The 18,176-nt window shown below is 38.4% G+C and carries 16 protein-coding genes; 7 read left to right on the top strand and 9 right to left on the bottom strand.

Annotated elements, in window-relative coordinates; translation table 11 throughout:
- Positions 1–449 precede the first annotated feature (449 nt).
- Together ACVWYG_RS18680 and ACVWYG_RS18675 are read left to right on the top strand one after the other, a co-directional pair.
- Positions 450–761: a YbaB/EbfC family nucleoid-associated protein gene (locus tag ACVWYG_RS18680; protein ID WP_457272492.1), complete on the top strand. Its 312-nt coding sequence runs from the start codon at positions 450–452 to the stop codon at positions 759–761.
- A 75-nt stretch (positions 762–836) separates the two neighbouring features.
- The gene (locus ACVWYG_RS18675) at positions 837–1,514 is read left to right on the top strand and encodes a metal-dependent hydrolase (RefSeq protein WP_457272490.1); all 678 of its coding nucleotides are present in this window, start codon (positions 837–839) and stop codon (positions 1,512–1,514) included.
- 92 nt (positions 1,515–1,606) lie between these two features.
- Here ACVWYG_RS18675 and ACVWYG_RS18670 read toward each other — a convergent pair whose 3' ends face one another.
- From ACVWYG_RS18670 to ACVWYG_RS18650, 5 genes are all read right to left on the bottom strand, one after another.
- Positions 1,607–1,984, bottom strand: coding sequence for a hypothetical protein (locus tag ACVWYG_RS18670; protein ID WP_457272489.1), 378 nt, complete (start codon positions 1,982–1,984; stop codon positions 1,607–1,609).
- A gap of 63 nt (positions 1,985–2,047) precedes the next feature.
- Positions 2,048–2,923 (bottom strand): cysteine synthase CysM, encoded by an 876-nt coding sequence (cysM, locus tag ACVWYG_RS18665; protein WP_457272487.1) that lies wholly within the window; start codon positions 2,921–2,923, stop codon positions 2,048–2,050.
- Positions 2,920–3,741, bottom strand: a complete 822-nt coding sequence (epsC, locus tag ACVWYG_RS18660) for a serine O-acetyltransferase EpsC (protein WP_457272486.1) — start codon at positions 3,739–3,741, stop codon at positions 2,920–2,922. The genes cysM and epsC overlap by 4 nt, the downstream gene beginning before the upstream one ends.
- Positions 3,742–3,860: 119 nt before the next feature.
- Complete coding sequence (polA, locus tag ACVWYG_RS18655; RefSeq protein WP_457272484.1) at positions 3,861–6,671, bottom strand: DNA polymerase I; 2,811 nt, start codon at positions 6,669–6,671, stop codon at positions 3,861–3,863.
- Between the two features lie 759 nt (positions 6,672–7,430).
- Complete coding sequence (locus ACVWYG_RS18650) at positions 7,431–8,030, bottom strand: GIN domain-containing protein (protein WP_457272482.1); 600 nt, start codon at positions 8,028–8,030, stop codon at positions 7,431–7,433.
- 584 nt (positions 8,031–8,614) lie between these two features.
- Between ACVWYG_RS18650 and ACVWYG_RS18645 the strand changes: the two genes are divergently transcribed.
- The 4 genes from ACVWYG_RS18645 (at position 8,615) to ACVWYG_RS18630 (ending at position 13,645) form a co-directional block, all read left to right on the top strand.
- On the top strand, positions 8,615–9,283 hold the full coding sequence (locus tag ACVWYG_RS18645) for a hypothetical protein (protein ID WP_457272480.1): 669 nt from the start codon (positions 8,615–8,617) through the stop codon (positions 9,281–9,283).
- A gap of 230 nt (positions 9,284–9,513) precedes the next feature.
- Positions 9,514–11,379, top strand: a complete 1,866-nt coding sequence (locus ACVWYG_RS18640; protein WP_457272478.1) for a hypothetical protein — start codon at positions 9,514–9,516, stop codon at positions 11,377–11,379.
- Positions 11,380–11,716: 337 nt separating this feature from the next.
- Positions 11,717–12,697 carry a glycosyl hydrolase gene (locus tag ACVWYG_RS18635; protein WP_457272476.1) on the top strand — a complete coding sequence of 327 codons (981 nt, stop codon included), beginning with the start codon at positions 11,717–11,719 and terminating at the stop codon, positions 12,695–12,697.
- Positions 12,698–12,841: 144 nt separating this feature from the next.
- A complete protein-coding gene (locus tag ACVWYG_RS18630; protein WP_457272474.1) occupies positions 12,842–13,645 on the top strand; it encodes a formate/nitrite transporter family protein in 804 nt (267 codons plus the stop codon).
- A gap of 326 nt (positions 13,646–13,971) precedes the next feature.
- On the opposite strand, the gene ACVWYG_RS18625 is transcribed toward ACVWYG_RS18630, so the two are convergent.
- Positions 13,972–15,111 carry a formylglycine-generating enzyme family protein gene (locus ACVWYG_RS18625; protein WP_457272472.1) on the bottom strand — a complete coding sequence of 380 codons (1,140 nt, stop codon included), beginning with the start codon at positions 15,109–15,111 and terminating at the stop codon, positions 13,972–13,974.
- A 227-nt stretch (positions 15,112–15,338) separates the two neighbouring features.
- Positions 15,339–15,908: a DNA-3-methyladenine glycosylase I gene (locus ACVWYG_RS18620; protein ID WP_457272470.1), complete on the bottom strand. Its 570-nt coding sequence runs from the start codon at positions 15,906–15,908 to the stop codon at positions 15,339–15,341.
- A 422-nt stretch (positions 15,909–16,330) separates the two neighbouring features.
- Here ACVWYG_RS18620 and ACVWYG_RS18615 point away from each other — a divergent pair, with 422 nt between their 5' ends.
- Positions 16,331–16,690: a hypothetical protein gene (locus ACVWYG_RS18615; RefSeq protein ID WP_457272469.1), complete on the top strand. Its 360-nt coding sequence runs from the start codon at positions 16,331–16,333 to the stop codon at positions 16,688–16,690.
- On the opposite strand, the gene ACVWYG_RS18610 is transcribed toward ACVWYG_RS18615, so the two are convergent.
- The gene (locus ACVWYG_RS18610) at positions 16,680–17,012 is read right to left on the bottom strand and encodes an MGMT family protein (RefSeq protein ID WP_457272468.1); all 333 of its coding nucleotides are present in this window, start codon (positions 17,010–17,012) and stop codon (positions 16,680–16,682) included. The two genes, ACVWYG_RS18615 and ACVWYG_RS18610, sit on opposite strands and share 11 nt — an antisense overlap.
- On the bottom strand, positions 17,013–17,663 hold the full coding sequence (gene trmB, locus ACVWYG_RS18605) for a tRNA (guanosine(46)-N7)-methyltransferase TrmB (RefSeq protein WP_457272466.1): 651 nt from the start codon (positions 17,661–17,663) through the stop codon (positions 17,013–17,015).
- Between the last annotated feature and the right edge of the window lie 513 nt (positions 17,664–18,176).

Genomic DNA, 18,176 nt, shown 5'->3' with positions numbered 1-18,176 from the left:
AGCATAGGAAACTTAACCCCAAACCAGGTACATCACTCTAAAACAGCAATAAAAACAGAAAGACTATGGAAGAATTATTATCGGAAAATACCTACAATTGTAAACCAGTTGCAGGACTAAAAATAAACTGTAAACCTATTGCAGGATTAATAAATTAAAATGTAAACTTTTTTTAGGACGAGTCAATTCACTCCAAATCCTCGCTCGTTTCTCGCTGTGGGTTTTCCGCTGCTACCCCTCACACAAGCTATCCCTTTACCCAGCTTCTCTTTGCATAAAATTTATTGGCCGTAACTAAACCTTACTCATTCTTTCTTTATAATAAATTCCGTTTCCAATTAAACTGGTTTTTCTTTAATTATTGCCGTTTATTGTACTTTTTTCTATAAAAAGCCATGGTTTATAAAACACAAATGGCAATAATTTCGTTAAGTTAAAAACAACTTATTATGTTCGATCAGTTATTAGCGGCACAACAAAAGGCCGAAGAGATTAAAAAACGTTTGGATACCATTTCTGTATTTGGAGAGGTAGAAGGCGGAGCAATAAAGATTACCGCAACCGCAAATAAAGCAATCACCGGGATTTCCATAAACCAAGCGTTTTTAGACGGAGCGGATAAAGAGGCGCTAGAAGAATTATTATTAACAGCGATTAATAAAGCGTTAGCAAATGCAGAGGAAATTAGTGCCACGGAAATGCAGTCAGCCACAAAAGACATGCTTGGCGGTCTCGGTGGGATGTTTGGACAGGGTGGATAACTTGAAAAATAGTTCTAATTGTTTTAAACAGCTGAAAATTTCCCCGTTTACTCTAGTCTTATATTTAAAAAAAATATGAAATATACCTATTATGGCCAATCGTGCTTTTTATTAGAAGCTGCCGGCAAAAAAATACTTTTCGATCCTTTTATTTCGCCCAATCCATTAGCTAAAAGCATAGACATGGGAAAAATAGAAGCAGATTATATATTTGTTAGTCATGGACACGGCGACCATGTTGCTGACTTAATCGCACTTGCTAAGCAAACCAATGCAACCGTTGTGGCAATTCCAGAAATTATTGCATGGGTAGAGCAGCAAGGCATTACAAATGTACATTCGATGAATTTCGGAAAGTTTGCGTTCGATTTTGGAAATGTAAGAATGGTATCTGCGCTACATTCTTCTAGCTTGCCGGATGGATCTTATGCCGGAAATCCGGCAGGTTTTGTGTTGGAATTAGAGGGGAAGCAAATTTATTTTGCAGGAGATACGGGATTAACAGTTGAGATGAAAATCTTGGCAGATCTTTACAAATTGGATTATGCCATTTTACCCATCGGCGGAAATTATACTATGGATGTAGACGATGCACTAATTGCAACCAAGTATATTAATTGCGATAAGGTAATTGGAGTACATTACAACACTTTTCCGGTTATAGAAATAGACATTGAAGAAGCCAATGATAAATTTAAGCGGGAAAACCACGTATTGTTGTTGCCAAAAATTGGTGAAACAATAGTCTTGTAATCGATGCATTTATTAACTTTAGGCTTTCTAAACCATAAAGAAAGGGCTGCATCTTTCGATGCAGCCCTTTTCAACTAAACCTAAACTTAAACTTACTGTTTCTTATTTGTTTTGTAACGCATATCTGGTGTTCCATCCTTTTTAACGGGACCAACTTTAGTTACTGTTTTATATCTTTTATCAGGCGTACCGTCGGCTTTTAATTTTACGCCAGATACACTTTTCTCAACTTTCGCCGGTGCAGATTTTGTTTTGCTTACCGTTGTAGACGTTGTCTTCTCCACTTTTGCCGCCGTTGTTTTTGCTGCCATCGGTGCTGTGGAAACTTTTGCATTTTCTGCCTTTGCCGTTTTAGTTACTGCAGTCTTTTTTGCTTTGACCTCTTTTCTTGTGGTAGTTGCAGGTGTTTGCGCATAGCTTGCAGAAAAGCCAAACACCGCCATAGCCAACATCATAAATAATTTCTTCATAACAATTTCTTTTTTTGATTATAAAGTAAAGATGGTGTTTAATAATGAAGATAAAGTGAAGAATTATTCATCAAATAAATTGCTGCTTAAATATCTATCTCCTCTATCACAAGCGATAAAAACTATTGTTCCTTCTGATAATTCTTCCGCTAATTTTAGCGCAGCATAACAGGCGCCGCCGCTGCTCATGCCTGCAAAAATACCCTCAATCCTTGCCAAATTGCGAGTCATTTGGGTAGCGTTTTCCTCACTCACATCAATCACTCGGTCCACCCTAGTTGCATCAAATATTTTTGGAAGATACGCTTTAGGCCATCTCCTAATGCCAGGTATCGATGATCCTTCGGTGGGCTGACAACCAACAATTTGAATGTTTTTATTTTTTTCCTTCAAATACATAGAACTTCCCATAATGGTGCCTGTGGTACCCATTGAACTTACAAAATGCGTAATTTTATGATTTGTATCCCTCCAAAGCTCAGGACCGGTAGATTTATAATGCGCAAGATAATTATCTTTATTTGAAAACTGATTTAACAAAAAATACTCATCGCTTGTACCGCGTTCCTCCGCATAATCCCTACATTTTTCTATTCCATCTAATAAAATAACTTTTGCGCCGAAAGCTTGCATAGTAAGGGTACGTTCTTTAGTGGAATTTTGTGGTAGAACAAGCTCTATCTCTAATCCAAAAAGGCGTGCCATCATAGCCAAAGCTATTCCAGTGTTTCCGCTTGTCGCTTCAATAAGTTTCATTCCCGGTTTAATATCTCCACGCGCTAAAGCAGATTGGATCATATTTAAAGCCGCCCTATCTTTAACACTTCCCCCAGGATTGTTTCCCTCTAATTTTGCATAAACAGTCACGTCTGGGTTTTGATTTAAGCGCCTCAGCTCAACCATTGGTGTATTTCCAACCAAATCGATCAACGAATTCATAAAACATTAAAATTAGTATTGTCTACCACTTTTATGATGGGCGTGTGGTAAACGGTTGAGTTTTTTTGTACGCTTTTGGTTATCCACACGTTACCGCCAATAATACTATGAGCGCCGATTACAGTTTCTCCACCCAAAATAGTAGCATTACTATAAATCACCACGTGGTCTTCGACAGTTGGATGTCTTTTTGTACCTGCCAAACTTTTACTAACACTTAAAGCACCGAGTGTAACGCCCTGATATAATTTAACATGGTTTCCAAGAGCCGCGGTTTCGCCGATAACAATACCGGTTCCATGATCGATGCAAAGGTAATTTCCAATTTCTGCAGCGGGATGAATGTCTATTCCGGTTCGAGAATGCGCATATTCAGTTAAAATACGCGGAATTAACGGAACATTTAATTGATAAAGCTGATGAGCAAAACGATAAAAAGCAATTGCTTTAAAGCCCGGGTATGTTCTTATCACTTCATATTCGTTATTTGCGGCAGGGTCTCCGCTAGTCAATGCAGAAATATCGGTTTTTAGAACAGCCAAAATACTCGGCACCCGTTGCATAAATTGCGCTGCAATAACCTTATTATCACACTCTAAACAGGCCTGAGTTTCTTCAAGCAATCGGTGTAAGTCTTTTTGAATAACCTCAAACTCCTCTGCAATGGCTTCTGAACTTGTAAAAACCTTATCGGATGTTTCCGGAAAAAGAATGGCTAAAAGTTTATAAGCCCAAGATGCAATCTCCTTATTTGAAGGAACCGCTTGAGCTCTTTTTTGCCGATTGAAAAGAGTACTGAAAAAATCATTATCTATCATAACTGTTCCAAAGTTAAGCAATGGATATTTTATCGCTCAAAAAATGCTCCTCTAGCTGTTTTCTTTTTGTAAAAATCGATGACCCATCCATAAATAGGACTACAGGAGGATATTCTAATTTAATGTGCCTCTAACCAATTGTTACCTTCGCCAACCTCCACTACAATTGGTACGGTAAGCTTCATTGCATTTACCATTTTATCTTTTATAATGTCTTTCATTAACTCTTTCTCGGTTTTTAACACATCGAAAACCAATTCATCATGCACCTGCATGGTCATGGTTGATTTCAGATTCTCTGCCTTCATTTCTCTATGAATGTTGATCATCGCAATTTTGATCATATCTGCTGCAGAACCTTGTATCGGAGCATTTATGGCATTTCTTTCTGCATAACCGCGTACTGTTTGATTGACAGAAGTGATGTCTCTTAGGTAACGTCGCCTACCCATTATGGTTTCTACAAAGCCATTTTCTCTGGCAAAATTCATGGTATCTGCCATGTATCTTTTTATACCAGGATATTGGGCAAAATATTGTTCAATAATTTCTGAGGCCTCTTTTCGTGGGATGTTTAGGTTTTGCGATAACCCAAACGCGGACTGACCGTAAATGATGCCAAAATTTACTGCTTTCGCATTTCTACGTTGATTGCTGTCCACGTCTTCTATGGCGATGCCATAAACCTTTGCAGCGGTTGCCGTGTGAATGTCTATTCCGTTTATAAAAGCTTCTAACATATTCTCCTCCTTACTAATTTCGGCGATGATGCGCAGTTCTATCTGAGAATAATCTGCGGAAAGGATGATGTGATTTTCATCTCGAGGAATAAAAGCTTTTCTAACTTCTCGTCCACGCTCAGTGCGGATGGGAATGTTCTGCAAATTTGGATTGTTGCTGCTTAACCTGCCTGTTGCTGCAACCGCTTGATTGTAAGAGGTGTGTACCCTACCTGTTTTTGGATTTACCATTAACGGAAGCGCATCAACATACGTAGATTTAAGTTTTTGCAACTGCCTAAAATCTAAAATATCCTTTACAATATCGCTTTTATGGGCCAAAGCCAGTAATACATCTTCACCTGTTTGGTATTGACCGGTTTTGGTTTTCTTTGCTTTTGGGTCCAACATTAATTTGTCGAACAATACTTCTCCCAATTGTTTTGGTGAAGCAAGGTTAAATTTCACACCAGCTTTATCATACACGTTTTGTTCAAACTGAATAATTTCCTTTTCCAGCTCTGCCGAATAATTGAGTAAGGTTTCAACATCAATCCTTACACCTTGTTTCTCTATGTCTGCAAGCACATATACCAAGGGGTTTTCTATCTCTTCGGCAAGTTTAGCTGCATTGAGTTCTAAAAGTTTTGGTTCAAAAATATGGGCTAATTGCAACGTTACGTCGGCATCTTCTGCGGCATAATCAACCACATCAATAATGGCAACGTCACGCATTGTACCTTGGTTTTTCCCCTTCGCACCAATCAACTTCGTGATAGAAATGGGCGCATAATTTAAATAGTTCTCTGCAAGAACATCCATCCCGTGTCTGGTATCTGGATCAATAAGGTAATGCGCCAGCATGGTGTCGAATAATTTGCCTTTGACTTGAACGCCATACCAACTCAACACCAAGATGTCGTATTTGATATTCTGGCCGATTTTCTCAATGGCTTCATTTTCTAAAACAACCTTAAACTGGTCGATAATTATTTGTGCTTCCGCCCGATCTGCTGAAATAGGAATATAATAACCCTCTCCAGGCTTTATTGCAAAAGAAAGTCCAACCAGTTCAGCCATGTTGGCGTCTGTACTGGTCGTTTCGGTATCAAAAGAGATTCTTGGTTCAGCAAGCAAAATTTTAATGAGCGCTGCGCAATCTTCTTCAATTTCTACCAAATGATAATTATGTGCTGTGTCTAGGATGGTTTTTACGGGAATAACCTCTGCCGGTTCTTCTTCCGCCAAACTTTTATAGACCACTTCTCCACCCATATTTCCACCAAACAAATCGGTTTGCGTGCCCTCGTTAATTTTTGCGGTGCCAACAGAAAACGCATCGCCAAACACTCTTCGTCCGAGCGTCCTAAACTCCAACTCAGTAAACAAAGGCTCCAATAAATCTCTGTTTGGTTCGCAGAGACATAAATCTTCTTCATCTAACTCTATTGGAACATCTAAAATAATCGTTGCTAATTTTTTAGATAGCAAACCTTGATCAGCAAAATTCTCTACATTTTCACGCTGTTTGCCTTTCAGTTCGTGGCTATGGGCAATAATATTTTCCATGGACCCATATTTTTGAATCAATAATTTTGCTGTTTTCTCACCAATGCCAGGGATTCCAGGTATGTTATCCACAGCATCTCCCCAAAGTCCCAAAATATCTATCACCTGCAGTACATTTTCTATTTCCCATTTTGCTAAAATTTCTTTTACGCCCAAAATTTCCATCCCATTTCCCATTCGGCTAGGCTTGTAGATAAAGATATTTTCTGACACCAGTTGGGCAAAATCTTTATCTGGCGTCATGCAAAACACCCGAAATCCTTTTTTCTCGGCTTTTTTGGCCAGAGTGCCAATTATATCATCGGCTTCATAGCCGTCCGAGGTAATTACTGGAATGTTAAATCCCGTAATCAGTTTAATAACAAATGGCATTGCCGCGGCCAAATCCTCCGGCATCTCCTGCCGTTGAGCTTTGTAAGCTTCGTAAGTGATGTGTCTTTCTGTGGGTGCGGCAGTATCGAAAACAACTGCGATATGTGTAGGCTGTTCTTTATTTATCACTTCTAACAAGGTATTTGTGAAGCCCATTACCGCAGAAGTGTTGATACCGCTTGATGTAAAACGTGGATTTTTACTTAATGCAAAGTGCGCGCGATACATCAGCGCCATTCCATCTAGAAGAAATAATTTTTTATTAGCCATGTTGATAAACAAGTTTTAAATGCAAGGTTCACGAAAATATATTCGTCGGGCAATAAAAGTAACTAAAGTTTAAGCTTTATCGAAAAAGATGCTTCGTTAGTTAGCGTTAGCAATCAAAATATTGTACTTATATAACATGCCGTGGCGGCTTAGCACGCGGCCGAGGACAAACGTTTAACAGGAGGAATAATTTTATTTTTTGTGCTGTTCAATATCTTGAATCATCTCCTAGCATACTAAGATTTTTAAGGTCAACACTATTGCTACCTATTTCGGCGCTTTAACACGCTTTCCAATATATTGTTAATTGACTCCAAAAACCAATTAAAGAATGTCATTGCAAATGTTAAAATAAAGGTACGATACATATTTTGTGTTGGTCGGGGCGAAAGATTGTAACAGATAACCTCATCCAAAGCATCTCGAAAATCGCGGTCGAGAGAACGGCCAAAAAACACAATAAAACATTTATTTTAAGCAGCTCTATCGATTGCAGATAAATTCGTCTTTAGAAAAAGGATCAACTATAATCATTTGGGAATGTCCCCGGCTGTGCGAGGGGTCGGGCTAACGCTGCAAATCCTCGCTCGTACCTTGCTGCGGTTTTTCCGCTCAAATCCCTTACGCACCATCGAATAATTGAATGGTTTGACGATGTTGAATAAACGATCAAAACACACCGCTTGAAACTAGGACGTCCAGCAAACAAAAAAAGCGATGAAAAATTTTCATCGCTTTAGGTAAATTTGGGTGGGTTTATTATTTTGTAACTGCAAATTTATCAGAATTGTTCAGTGCAGTTTGACCTCCTAAATCGGTGTTTTTAGCGTCGAAATGAGCCAATACAAGACTACTGTCTTTACTTCTAGTTAAGATATGATTTTCTGTGGCTCCGCTTAGTATTAGGGAAGAATTATCATTAAGCACGGTATATAGGCTCGAAGTGGTTGTATTAATGTTCGCCTTTGCATTTTCTTTTAGAAAAATTTGTAGATTATTCACATCCAATTTTCCCTCTGTACTGATTACCGCGTTACCACTGCCTTGTATTCTGTAAATGTCCTTTACATAAACAACAAGTTTGGTTACCCCATTGGTTATGGAAGTAATATTTAGCTGATCGCCTTCTTGAGTTACTTTGGCGATTCCAAAATTATCGTCGGCATAGCTTATGCCTTCTTTATTCGATTGGATAAAAATAACTTCTAAATTTCCGTTGACATTAACTTTTTTGAAAGTTTTTACTGAACTTGTAATAGCTGACGGATGTTTTACAGCTGCATTTGCAGACAATGAACCAACAGTTAATGTTAATGCTGCGAAAGTTGTTGCGATGATGGTTTTGATTTGAGTTTTCATAATTTTAAGTTTTTATACGTTTTTAAATATTTTAATTTCTTTGCTTGTTTTGTAATTAAGACGACCTCGACATCAATTTGTTGCAGCCCAAAACTGGCTAATAGACTAGCCTGAGGAAACAATCGACCAACGCCTTACACTCCTAGACGAAAATTAATTGGAAGGGGGAGGAACTGAGGTTGCACTTGATCTCTAGGCTGAAAGATTACGGAAAATGAAATACAGGTACTTACGACTGAAGGTTGATGTCTAGAAAACCAAAGGCGAAGAATGAGACCAGCGACAAAGAATAAAGGATAAGCGACAAAGAGAAAGGCACCTTGCGTCTGTGCAGAAAATACTTTAGTAACAAAATCGCAAGGCAAAATATACAGGAATTAAGAAAAAGGGGATTGCTTTTCTCTGGAGCCTTTGTAAAAAAATGCAACAATCTTTGCAATTAAAAGGTGAAAAAAATATCTTTAATGCTCCGCTTACACCTATTGGAGCTGTAAAGCATTAACAATGAAATAGCAAAATAATCAAGTGTTGCAGGTAGCCAAATGAATTTTGTAACTTTGATTAACCCTAATAGTTTTTTAAAAATGAAACCTTTTCTATTATTCCTGGCTATTTTTTGCTGCGTCCAAATTTTAGCTGCTCAAGATTTTGTGGTTAAAAATAATGACGAGGTTGTACGCGGAACCATTCGAGGAACCAATACCTCTTCTGTAGTTATTGGTAATGAAAATAATGAGGTTACCCTTATCGAAGCGAAAGATGCAAAAAGCTTTTTTTGGAATGGTGATAGTTACGTGAGCAAAGGTTTTGCCGGAGGTAAAAATCTAGACTTTAAATTTGTGAAAGTATTGGAATTCGGCACCCTGAACCTATACAGTATTGGAGGTGAAGTTGCGCCACCAGTGAAACAAGAAAAGCGCGTTAGATTTAGGCCAGCTGTAGGTATTGGAACAGGCGGAGCGGGCTTTGGTGGAGGAATTGTAATAGGCGGTGGTGGAAACAGCCGGCCAGATATACCGCCTGGTGCTCCTATCGTACATTACTTTATAGAAAAGCCGGGCAGCGGTCCTATGCAAGAAATTCCCATCAAAGCCATTACCGATCCTAATAAATATACCATGATTAAAAGTATGTTGCTTCAAAAAATGGGCGACGATGCGGAACTGAAATCTCAGTTAGAAAAATCTACAAGATTTAACAGCAATGATGTGCAGGGATTTATAGAAGCCTACAATAAAGGCGCGGCAAAGTAGATTTCAATCGGTTAGATTTTGAATGTAACTCGGTTGCGAATTTGCTATTGATTTAATTGCTAGGTATTTTAGCAATGCCCTCGCATATGAATAATTTCCTTAAGGGTTTTTCTAATAAAGTTTGTATTTTTAAACATTCTACGCTGATTTATTTTATGATGTAGAAGTTAATTAATTTGCATAGTGTAGATATGCATTAACACATTTGATCGACTAACCAAATAATAAAAATGATTGCGTTTTTTAAAAAAATTTCTGAGTCAAAGTCGGCTCCTTGCCAATCCATCATCAAATTAATTTTTTGCGCCATTCTGCTTTTTTTTACAAGCAATGCATTTGCCCAAGCAGAACTTATGCCATGGGGAAATTTGACGGGCATCCGAATCAGTGGACAACTTATGGATTTTAATACCACCTTAAATGTGGTCGGCGCAGGCGGTTGGTCAGAAATTAAATATTCTGGTAAAGAACTTCAAAAACCTAAGTTTAATCGCGTTGCGAATATTCAAACCGTAAAAACGGAAATAAACGGGATTGAATTTACTGAAACTGTAACAGACTTAAGCGATGGTGTAGTTCGCATAATTGTAAAAAGTGTGGCTCAAGAGGACATTAATCTAACTGGTGTATTTATCGGCGTAAAATGGAATAGGCTTAATTATACAGGCAAAAACCATTTCGAAATTTCGCCTTTGGACTCAGCTAAAATTGTTGAGCATAAAAATTTTACTGAAACATTCCTGCCAATTCACACTGGTTTTTTTAAAAAAGGTGTTGTTTATGAAAAGGCGTTTACCATAAGTGTTTCTGGAGAAATAGATGCCGCGCCTGCAGAAATTAATTTGAACGCATCAATAAAGGGTCGGCCGTTTGCCGGTGTAGGAGGAAATTTTAGGTTGCAAAATTCGAAATTAGATCCGCAAGTTATTGATTATTGTTTGGCAAATATGAGGGTAGCCTGGGGTCGCGTTGAAATGCCTTGGAGAAATTGGCAGGCAGCGTTGAACATTGACCCAGCTGCTGCTGCAAAAAACGGAAACCTAGATCCACATGTAGAAAAGTCAATGCAAATGGCACAGCGCCTAGCGGAAATGAATATTCCTGTAATCGTTTCTGCATGGTCGCCGCCAGATTGGGCAATTATTGGCAAAGCACACAACGGCGCAACGCCCGAGGGGATATGGGGAAATCCCTTAAATCAAGAAAGAATTCAACAAATTTATAAGTCGATAACCGACTATTTACTTTATTTAAAGGCCAATTATAACACAGAAGCCACTTACTTTTCTTTCAATGAATCTGATCTTGGAATTAATGTTAGGCAGACAGGGCAAGAACATGCTCAACTAATAAAGGGATTAGGCGCTTATTTTAAATCTAAGGGACTTAAAACGAAGTTATTGTTGGGAGATAATTCTGATGCAAATACCTACTCATTCATTTATCCCGCACTAAACGATCCAGAATGTCGACCGTATATTGGTGCCATTTCTTTCCATTCGTGGAGGGGTTGGGAGACAAAAACTTTGCAAAAATGGGCAGAAGCAGCAGCGAAAATTAACGTTCCTTTAATTGTTGGCGAAGGCAGTATCGATGCCGCAGCTTGGCAGTATCCCGCATATTTCGAAGAGGAATCTTATGCATTAGAGGAGGTTAATTTATATGTGAGGTTGCTGGCGATATGTCAACCGCTCTCGATTTTACAATGGCAACTCACCGCGGATTATTCGCCATTAACCGGCGGGGGAATTTTTGGAAATTCTGGCCCTTTGAAACCAACACAAAGGTTCTGGCAGCTAAAACAGCTGGCTGCTATAAAAGCAAATGAACGACATATAGTTGCAACCTCTAGCAGACCAGACATATCTGTCGCAGCACTTGCAGGGGAAGGAAATAACTGTACCATCCAAATTGTTAATAACAGCGCCGGCCGGAAAGTGAATCTTAGTGGATTGCCTAAAAACTTGAAAAAACTTAAGATTGTTGTTACAGATAGAACACGAAACATGAGTCCGGAGAAAGACATTCAAGTAAAAAACGGAAAGGCAAATTTTTATCTAAATGCTCGTTGCTTTGTCACTTTGGAAGGTCGATAAATTATTAAATCAGCTACTAGCATCCACCAATATCTTTTAAAAAAAACTCTAAAAAAGCAAAGCCAATTTTCAATCTAAATCCATAACCTTTAAAAATAAATAAACTCCAGAATAAACCAAAGATCCTACCGAACAGGTTTACGGTTTTTTTTTCCTCAGCTCTATCTAATTTCAAAGAAAGAATAATTGGTAAAGAGCGCCGCTTTTAAAACAATAAAATAACGCTTTAAGTCCATGCAACTAGCACAAAAAAAGGTAATCTCATTTGAAATTACTCGTTGATTTAGGTTAAAAATTTATCTTTGAAGCATCGCTGGAACATCACTTCAACAAACATATGAAACATATAAAATGCTTAATTGCCGCACTACTTTTCATTCCATTACTTGCTAATGCCCAGAAGCGACTTTCAAATCCAAAAGCAACAAAAGAAGCCAGAGCGTTATATGCCTACCTCAACGACTTGTATGGAAAGAAAATATTGTCGGGTCAGATGAGTTCGAGTTGGGGAATAAACGAAATAAATTACATTAAAGATGTTACAGGGAAGTCACCTGCCATCAATGGGTTCGATTTTATCACAAGCAAAGACAATCAAGAGGAAGTGAAATCGGCAATCGCTTGGTGGAACTCTGGTGGAATTCCAACGATCATGTGGCACATGGGCGCTCCAGGATTAGGCGAAGGATACGAAAACAGTAAAAAGCAAATAGACATCGATAAGTGTTTTGAGGAAGGAACCACAGAATATAAAGTATTTTGGGCAGCGTTGAAAGAAAAAGGCGATTTATTGGCGCAATTGCAAAAGGCAAATGTACCTGTGATTTGGAGGCCTTTCCATGAGTTAAACGGTAACTGGTTTTGGTGGGGAAAACAAGGTCCTGAAAAGTTTAAAAAGCTTTGGATTACAATGTATGATTATTATACGAAAACCCGTAAGCTTAACAACCTAATCTGGGTATTATGCTATACCGGAACGCCCGACGCCGCCTGGTATCCAGGTGATGCTTACGTAGATATTGCAGGTGCTGATACTTATGGTGTCGGCGACAATCCGCAGACCAGCATGTATAAAGCCGTTAAAAAAATTGTGGGTGATCGGGTTCCGATTGCTTACCACGAATGTGGCACGCCGCCAGACCCTGACAAGTGTTTGGCAGAAGGCGCGATGTGGTCTTGGTGGATGGAATGGCACACAGATCATCTAACTAAAATAGACAAAGATTATTTAAAGCGCATCTATAACCACAATTTAGTAATCACTAAAGATGAGGTACCGGATATTGTGAAGAAATATAGTAAAAGCGAGGGATTTTAGTCTATTTTTTGCTCCTTAATAACATAGCCTCGCTTTCTTGAGGTGGTAAATCAATACGGCTTTGTAAATTATTATAGCGGAAAAACTATTTTAATTAAAGATTGCCTAAACAAAACAGTAAAACTTTTAGTTTCCATGGTTGATATGGCAAACGAAGAATCTAAACAACCAAAAGAGATTACGCAGATACTTGATGAGCAGATAGAAACAAGTTTACACGAACACCGACGATCGAGATTTAGTCTATTGCTTTCTTCATTTACGGCAGGTTTAGAGGTTGGTTTCAGTTTGCTTTTAATGGCCGCGGCTTATTCTATGTTTGTGGGAAACAGCTCTGAAAATTTCATGCATGTGTTGATCGCATTTTGTTATCCGCTTGGATTTATTTTTGTCATTATCGGCAGGTCAGAACTATTTACAGAACACACAACTCTTGCTATTTTTCCGGTATTAAATGGGGATGAAACCATCAAAAATCTTATTATCCTGTGGGGAATTGTATACATCGGCAATATTATTGGAGGCTGCATTTTTAGCGTTTTAGCGGTTTATATGGGCAATGAGATGATGTCTATTAAGCCGGATACATTTTATCAATTGGCCCATAATTTAACAGATTTTAGTGGCCAAGCAATTTTGGTTAGCGGGGTCTTTGCAGGCTGGTTGATGGGTTTGTTGGCTTGGTTAATAGCGAGCGTAAATGAAACCATTAGTAGAATTTTAATGGTTGTGTTGGTCACTACTGTAATTGGTTTTTTAGGCTTGCATCATTCAATTGTAGGAAATATAGAGCTCTTTGCTGGATACATTTCATCAGATAAGATTACTTTTGGCATGTACGTCAAAACGCTTCTATTGGCAAGTGCAGGCAATTTATTGGGAGGGGTATTTTTCGTGGCATTGTTGAAATTTAGCCATGTAAAGAATTCAGAAAAGTTAAAGCACTAAGAAAAATAAGAGATTTTGCGTGTGAATTGATAGATAACGGTTTCGAAATAGATTCGGGTATTCTTTCGTACCTTTAGTTGGGCTATCGCTAGTGCTGAAAATCAAAAGATAGACTTTCCGCCAACAAAGATTTAAGCAGGTGTGTTAAATCGACCAAAATTAATCCCAAATATCAAAACTTAAGTCTATTACTGCATCAACTAAACATAGGAGAGCGCTCACCGGTATAGTTGGCCAAAATTTACGCCTAACTGTAAAATTTTCACTGCAGTAAAAATCATTAAAACCTTAGTTAATGAAATTGCCTGTAAACTAGATTCGGCTTTCTAGTCACCACTCACTACACATCTAAACCCGGTGTTCTCCAAGCCTGTATCTGTTGAAGATTTCATTCTAGAACTTACGCGATAACCTTTACAATAAGAGGCATTGCACATAAACGATCCCCCTCGTGTTACCTTTTGCGGCAGGGTTGGTTCATCTGGATCTAAGCTGGTTGGAGGTCCTTGAGGGTTTACGCTCGTTTTATTTGACAAACTTTGATAATAGTCCGCACGATACCAATCAGCCGTCCACTCCCAAACATTTCCTGCCATATCATAAAGTCCATAACCATTTGGCGCAAAAGAGCCGGTTTTGGCTAAGCCATCAAAGCCGTCCCAATCGGTGTCTCTAGTTGGAAAGTTTCCTTGCCATGTATTTGCTTTGGGGGTTTTACTTTCTATCGCTTCATTTCCCCAAGGAAATTCTGCGTCTTTCAATCCGCCTCTAGCCGCAAATTCCCATTCTGCCTCTGTAGGTAAGCGTTTACCCGCCCATTTTGCATAAGCATAGGCATCGTCCCAAGAAACCTGCGTAACAGGATAATTATCTTTATCTACAATGCTGCTTTTTGGCCCCGAAGGGTGACGCCAATCTGCGCCTGGAGTCCAAGACCACCACTGTGAGACATTATTTAGAGGCACAGGATGTTTTGGAGGGGTAAATGTTAAGGAGGAAGCAATCAAAACGTCTTCTGGTGGTTTCGGTGTGCCGGCAGGAAGCTGCTTCTTTAGCTCGTCCCAATCTGGTTTTCTTTCGGCAACTGTTTTATAACCCGTCAATTTTACAAAAGCCGCAAACTGAGCATTGGTCACTTCTGTGGCGTCCATGTAAAAACCATCAACTTTTACCAAATGGGTTGGGTATTCGTCAGGTCTACCTTCTTTATCAGATGCGCCCATTATAAAAGTTCCCTCGGGAATCCACTTCATTCCAGTACGATTTCTTTTCCTGGCGGTGACCGAACCTTTGAGATCAACCGCTTTAATTCCAGTACCAAATCTTGTCGGCAAATTACGCTGACAAGATGCTACATTTTTACTAAGATGCGAAAATGTATCCACAGGCACTTTTTGCTGACAGGATAGAAACAGCCCAGCAAATAAAAAAATAATAAGGAAGCGGTTGAATTCGTCTAAACTCATAATCGCTACTAAGTTAATTTTTTATCAAGCATTAAAAAACTACTTAAAACACTCTTACAACCTGAATTGCTCTTTATCGTTAATCGAATCATTCGGTAAAATTGCTCCAACAGCTCCTTTCGATAGAATAAGTTTTCTAAGTATGATTGAAATTTATGGGGTAAGTAAGATAAAAGTGCCGGAAATTAACAAGCGCATTTAGCGCAATAACAAAAAAAAGAAAAATCTTACTTCGCAATGCAACCCGCTATATGGTCGTTTACCATTCCTGTGGCCTGCATATGTGCATAGCAAATAGTACTCCCAAAAAACTTAAAACCTAGTTTCTTCATATCCTTGCTTATCTCGTCAGACAAAAGTATAGTTGCAGGAACTTGATTACTGCAATTTATGAGATTGACGATAGGTTTCGCATCTGGTAAAAATCCCCAAATGTAGTTCGAAAAGCTCCCATGTTTTTTCTGTAATTCTATAAACAAGTTTGCATTACTTATGGCGCCTTTTACTTTTAACCTATTTCTGATAATCCCTTCATCTTGCATGAGTCGCTCCACGTCTGCCTCACTAAAGTTTGCGACTTTCTCTACCTCAAAATTAGCAAATGCTTTCCGGTAATTCTCTCGCCTACGCAAAATGGTTATCCAGCTAAGTCCGGCTTGCGCACCCTCCAGAATCAAAAATTCGAAGAATGTTTTATCATCGTAAACCGGCTTTCCCCATTCTTCATCATGGTATTTAATGTATAACGGATCCGTGCCGCACCAATGGCAACGTATTAATTTATCTTGCTCTTCCATTTTTTCAAATTCTATTTAAACAATAATAAAAAACGTACTTAAATTGTCCCAATAAATAAACGCTTTGCGATAATGTAGAACGAAAATACTATCGTCTACGAAATTTGCAATCACAAAACTTCCTCTATCTCGTTTGTTGTTAGACCTTCTTAACTACAATTTCCCAAATGATATTTGATGCCACTATCGCACTAAAACACCATTAAGCTAATTGGCGCCAACAGCTCGTTTGTTTTACTTTTAGGGAACCAGCGGCACGACACGTTATGTAGAATGCTAAAAAACTTTCTATGTGGATGTTAGCCGTTTCGATGCAACGTTGGTTAAATACCGATGTTTCTTCGTTAAATTTATCCACTGATGCGCCCATGTTTTTTATCTCGATTAAAAATTCCTAATTTACAAAACTAAGTATCTTCTCTATGAAAATTATCTCGGCCAAAACGCATGCGGTATTGGATTTCTTGACCGTTATTGCGCTATTGGCACTTCCAGACCTCATTTCTCTTTCTGCACATGCAGCAATTCTTTCTTATGTGCTTGCCGGAATTCACTTTTTAATGACAGTAACAACCGATTTTAGCGGCGGAATTCTCAAAATAATTCCCTTCAAAATCCACGGTTATGTGGAGCTTTTGGTTGGAATAATTCTTGTAATTTTGGCATTCACTATTTTTAAAGGTAATAATATTGATGAAACTTATTATGCCTGCGTTGGGATTGTCATTTTAATTGTTTTCACAATCACAGATTACCATAAAAGCCTTCCAGTTATATTATAATTTCTTCCATTGGATTCCAAAAAATCATTTTAAAATCGATCACTTTATTGTCTTCCACCCGTATGTTCTCTTTAAGCAACAATTCTTCCATAAGCTCCGGCGGATTAAAATGAAATCTTCCCGTAAGTAGCCCACCATGATTTACTACCCTATGTGCAGGCACACTTGGTGAAGCCAAATGTGAAACGCTCATGGCCGTTCCGACCATTCTAGAAGATTTTGCTGCGCCCAAACTTTTGGCAATAGCGCCATAAGAAGTTACCCGACCTTTTGGGATAAGACGAGCAATTTCATAAACCTGTTCGTAAAAGTTATTACTCATCTAATCGAAAGAAAATTGGATATAATTGATGTTTTTATCGTGCAACAAATATTTCTTTTCATAATACGTTTTTATCGACAACACTTCATCCAACACATCCGAAATGTACAAATGGTCTGTAGATTTGTGTGTGAATAAGCCAAGCGCCGACACCGTTTCGCAGGTATATCTGTAAAGCTGATCGTTATCTGTTTTTAGATTTATTTTTCCGCCTTTTTTTAAAAGCGATTTATATTCTGTTAAAAAGCGCGGCGAAGTCAATCGCTTTTTCTCTCTGCTCAATTGTGGTTGAGGATCTGGAAAAGTAATCCAAATCTCGTCTAATTCCCCTTCGCTGAAATATTCTTTTAGATTTTCTATCTGGATCCGAAGAAAAGCGACATTCTTTATGCCTTTTTCAATAGCCGTTTTAGCGCCGCGCCATAGTCTATTGCCTTTATAATCTATCCCAATAAAATTTGTGTTGGGAAACAACTCTGCGAGATTTACAGCATATTCACCTTTTCCGCAGGCAAGTTCTAAAACCAATGGATTGCTGTTCTTAAAATGGTTGCTTGCCCAATTGCCCTTCAATGGTGTGGCTTCTTCTAATTGATATACGTTTGCAAAGTCATTAATTTCCGCAAATCGCCGTAATTTGTCTTTTCCCAATGTGTATTAAAATTGTGATGTGATGAACCGTCAAAATTAAGCATAAATTAAAAGAGATTGATTAATTGACCGCCATCAACCAGGAAATTCAGTTGATTAGATTTCTTAAAGACTAAGATTCACGGTTTAGAGGTAATAATCTCGAGTACTATCTTTTCTAAAATTCCATCTCTTTGCCACTTTAACAATTGATTATGGGTGTTTTTTTTTGCACTGTTCGACTCCTTTCGACTGGTGGTATTGAACTTAAGAAAGGTAATCTCTACAATCCCAAACATGGTATTTTTTTTGATCACAACAGGTATTTTTTCAACAAAAAACCACTTTAAAGATAACTGGTGGAGATCGCAGATGATTACATTATGAGATAATTTTGTGTTTTTGGGCGTGCCCCCAACTCCGCAAGGGGTCGGGCTAATGTCTTGTCCTAGAATAGGTTTACACAAAAAAGTGTAAAATATGGGCAAAAATATGATTCAAAAAGCAGGTAAAGATTTTACCGATGCAGAAAAA

This window comes from Pedobacter sp. UYEF25, from assembly GCF_054061655.1.
This window is presented reverse-complemented; position numbering and strand designations above follow the sequence as displayed.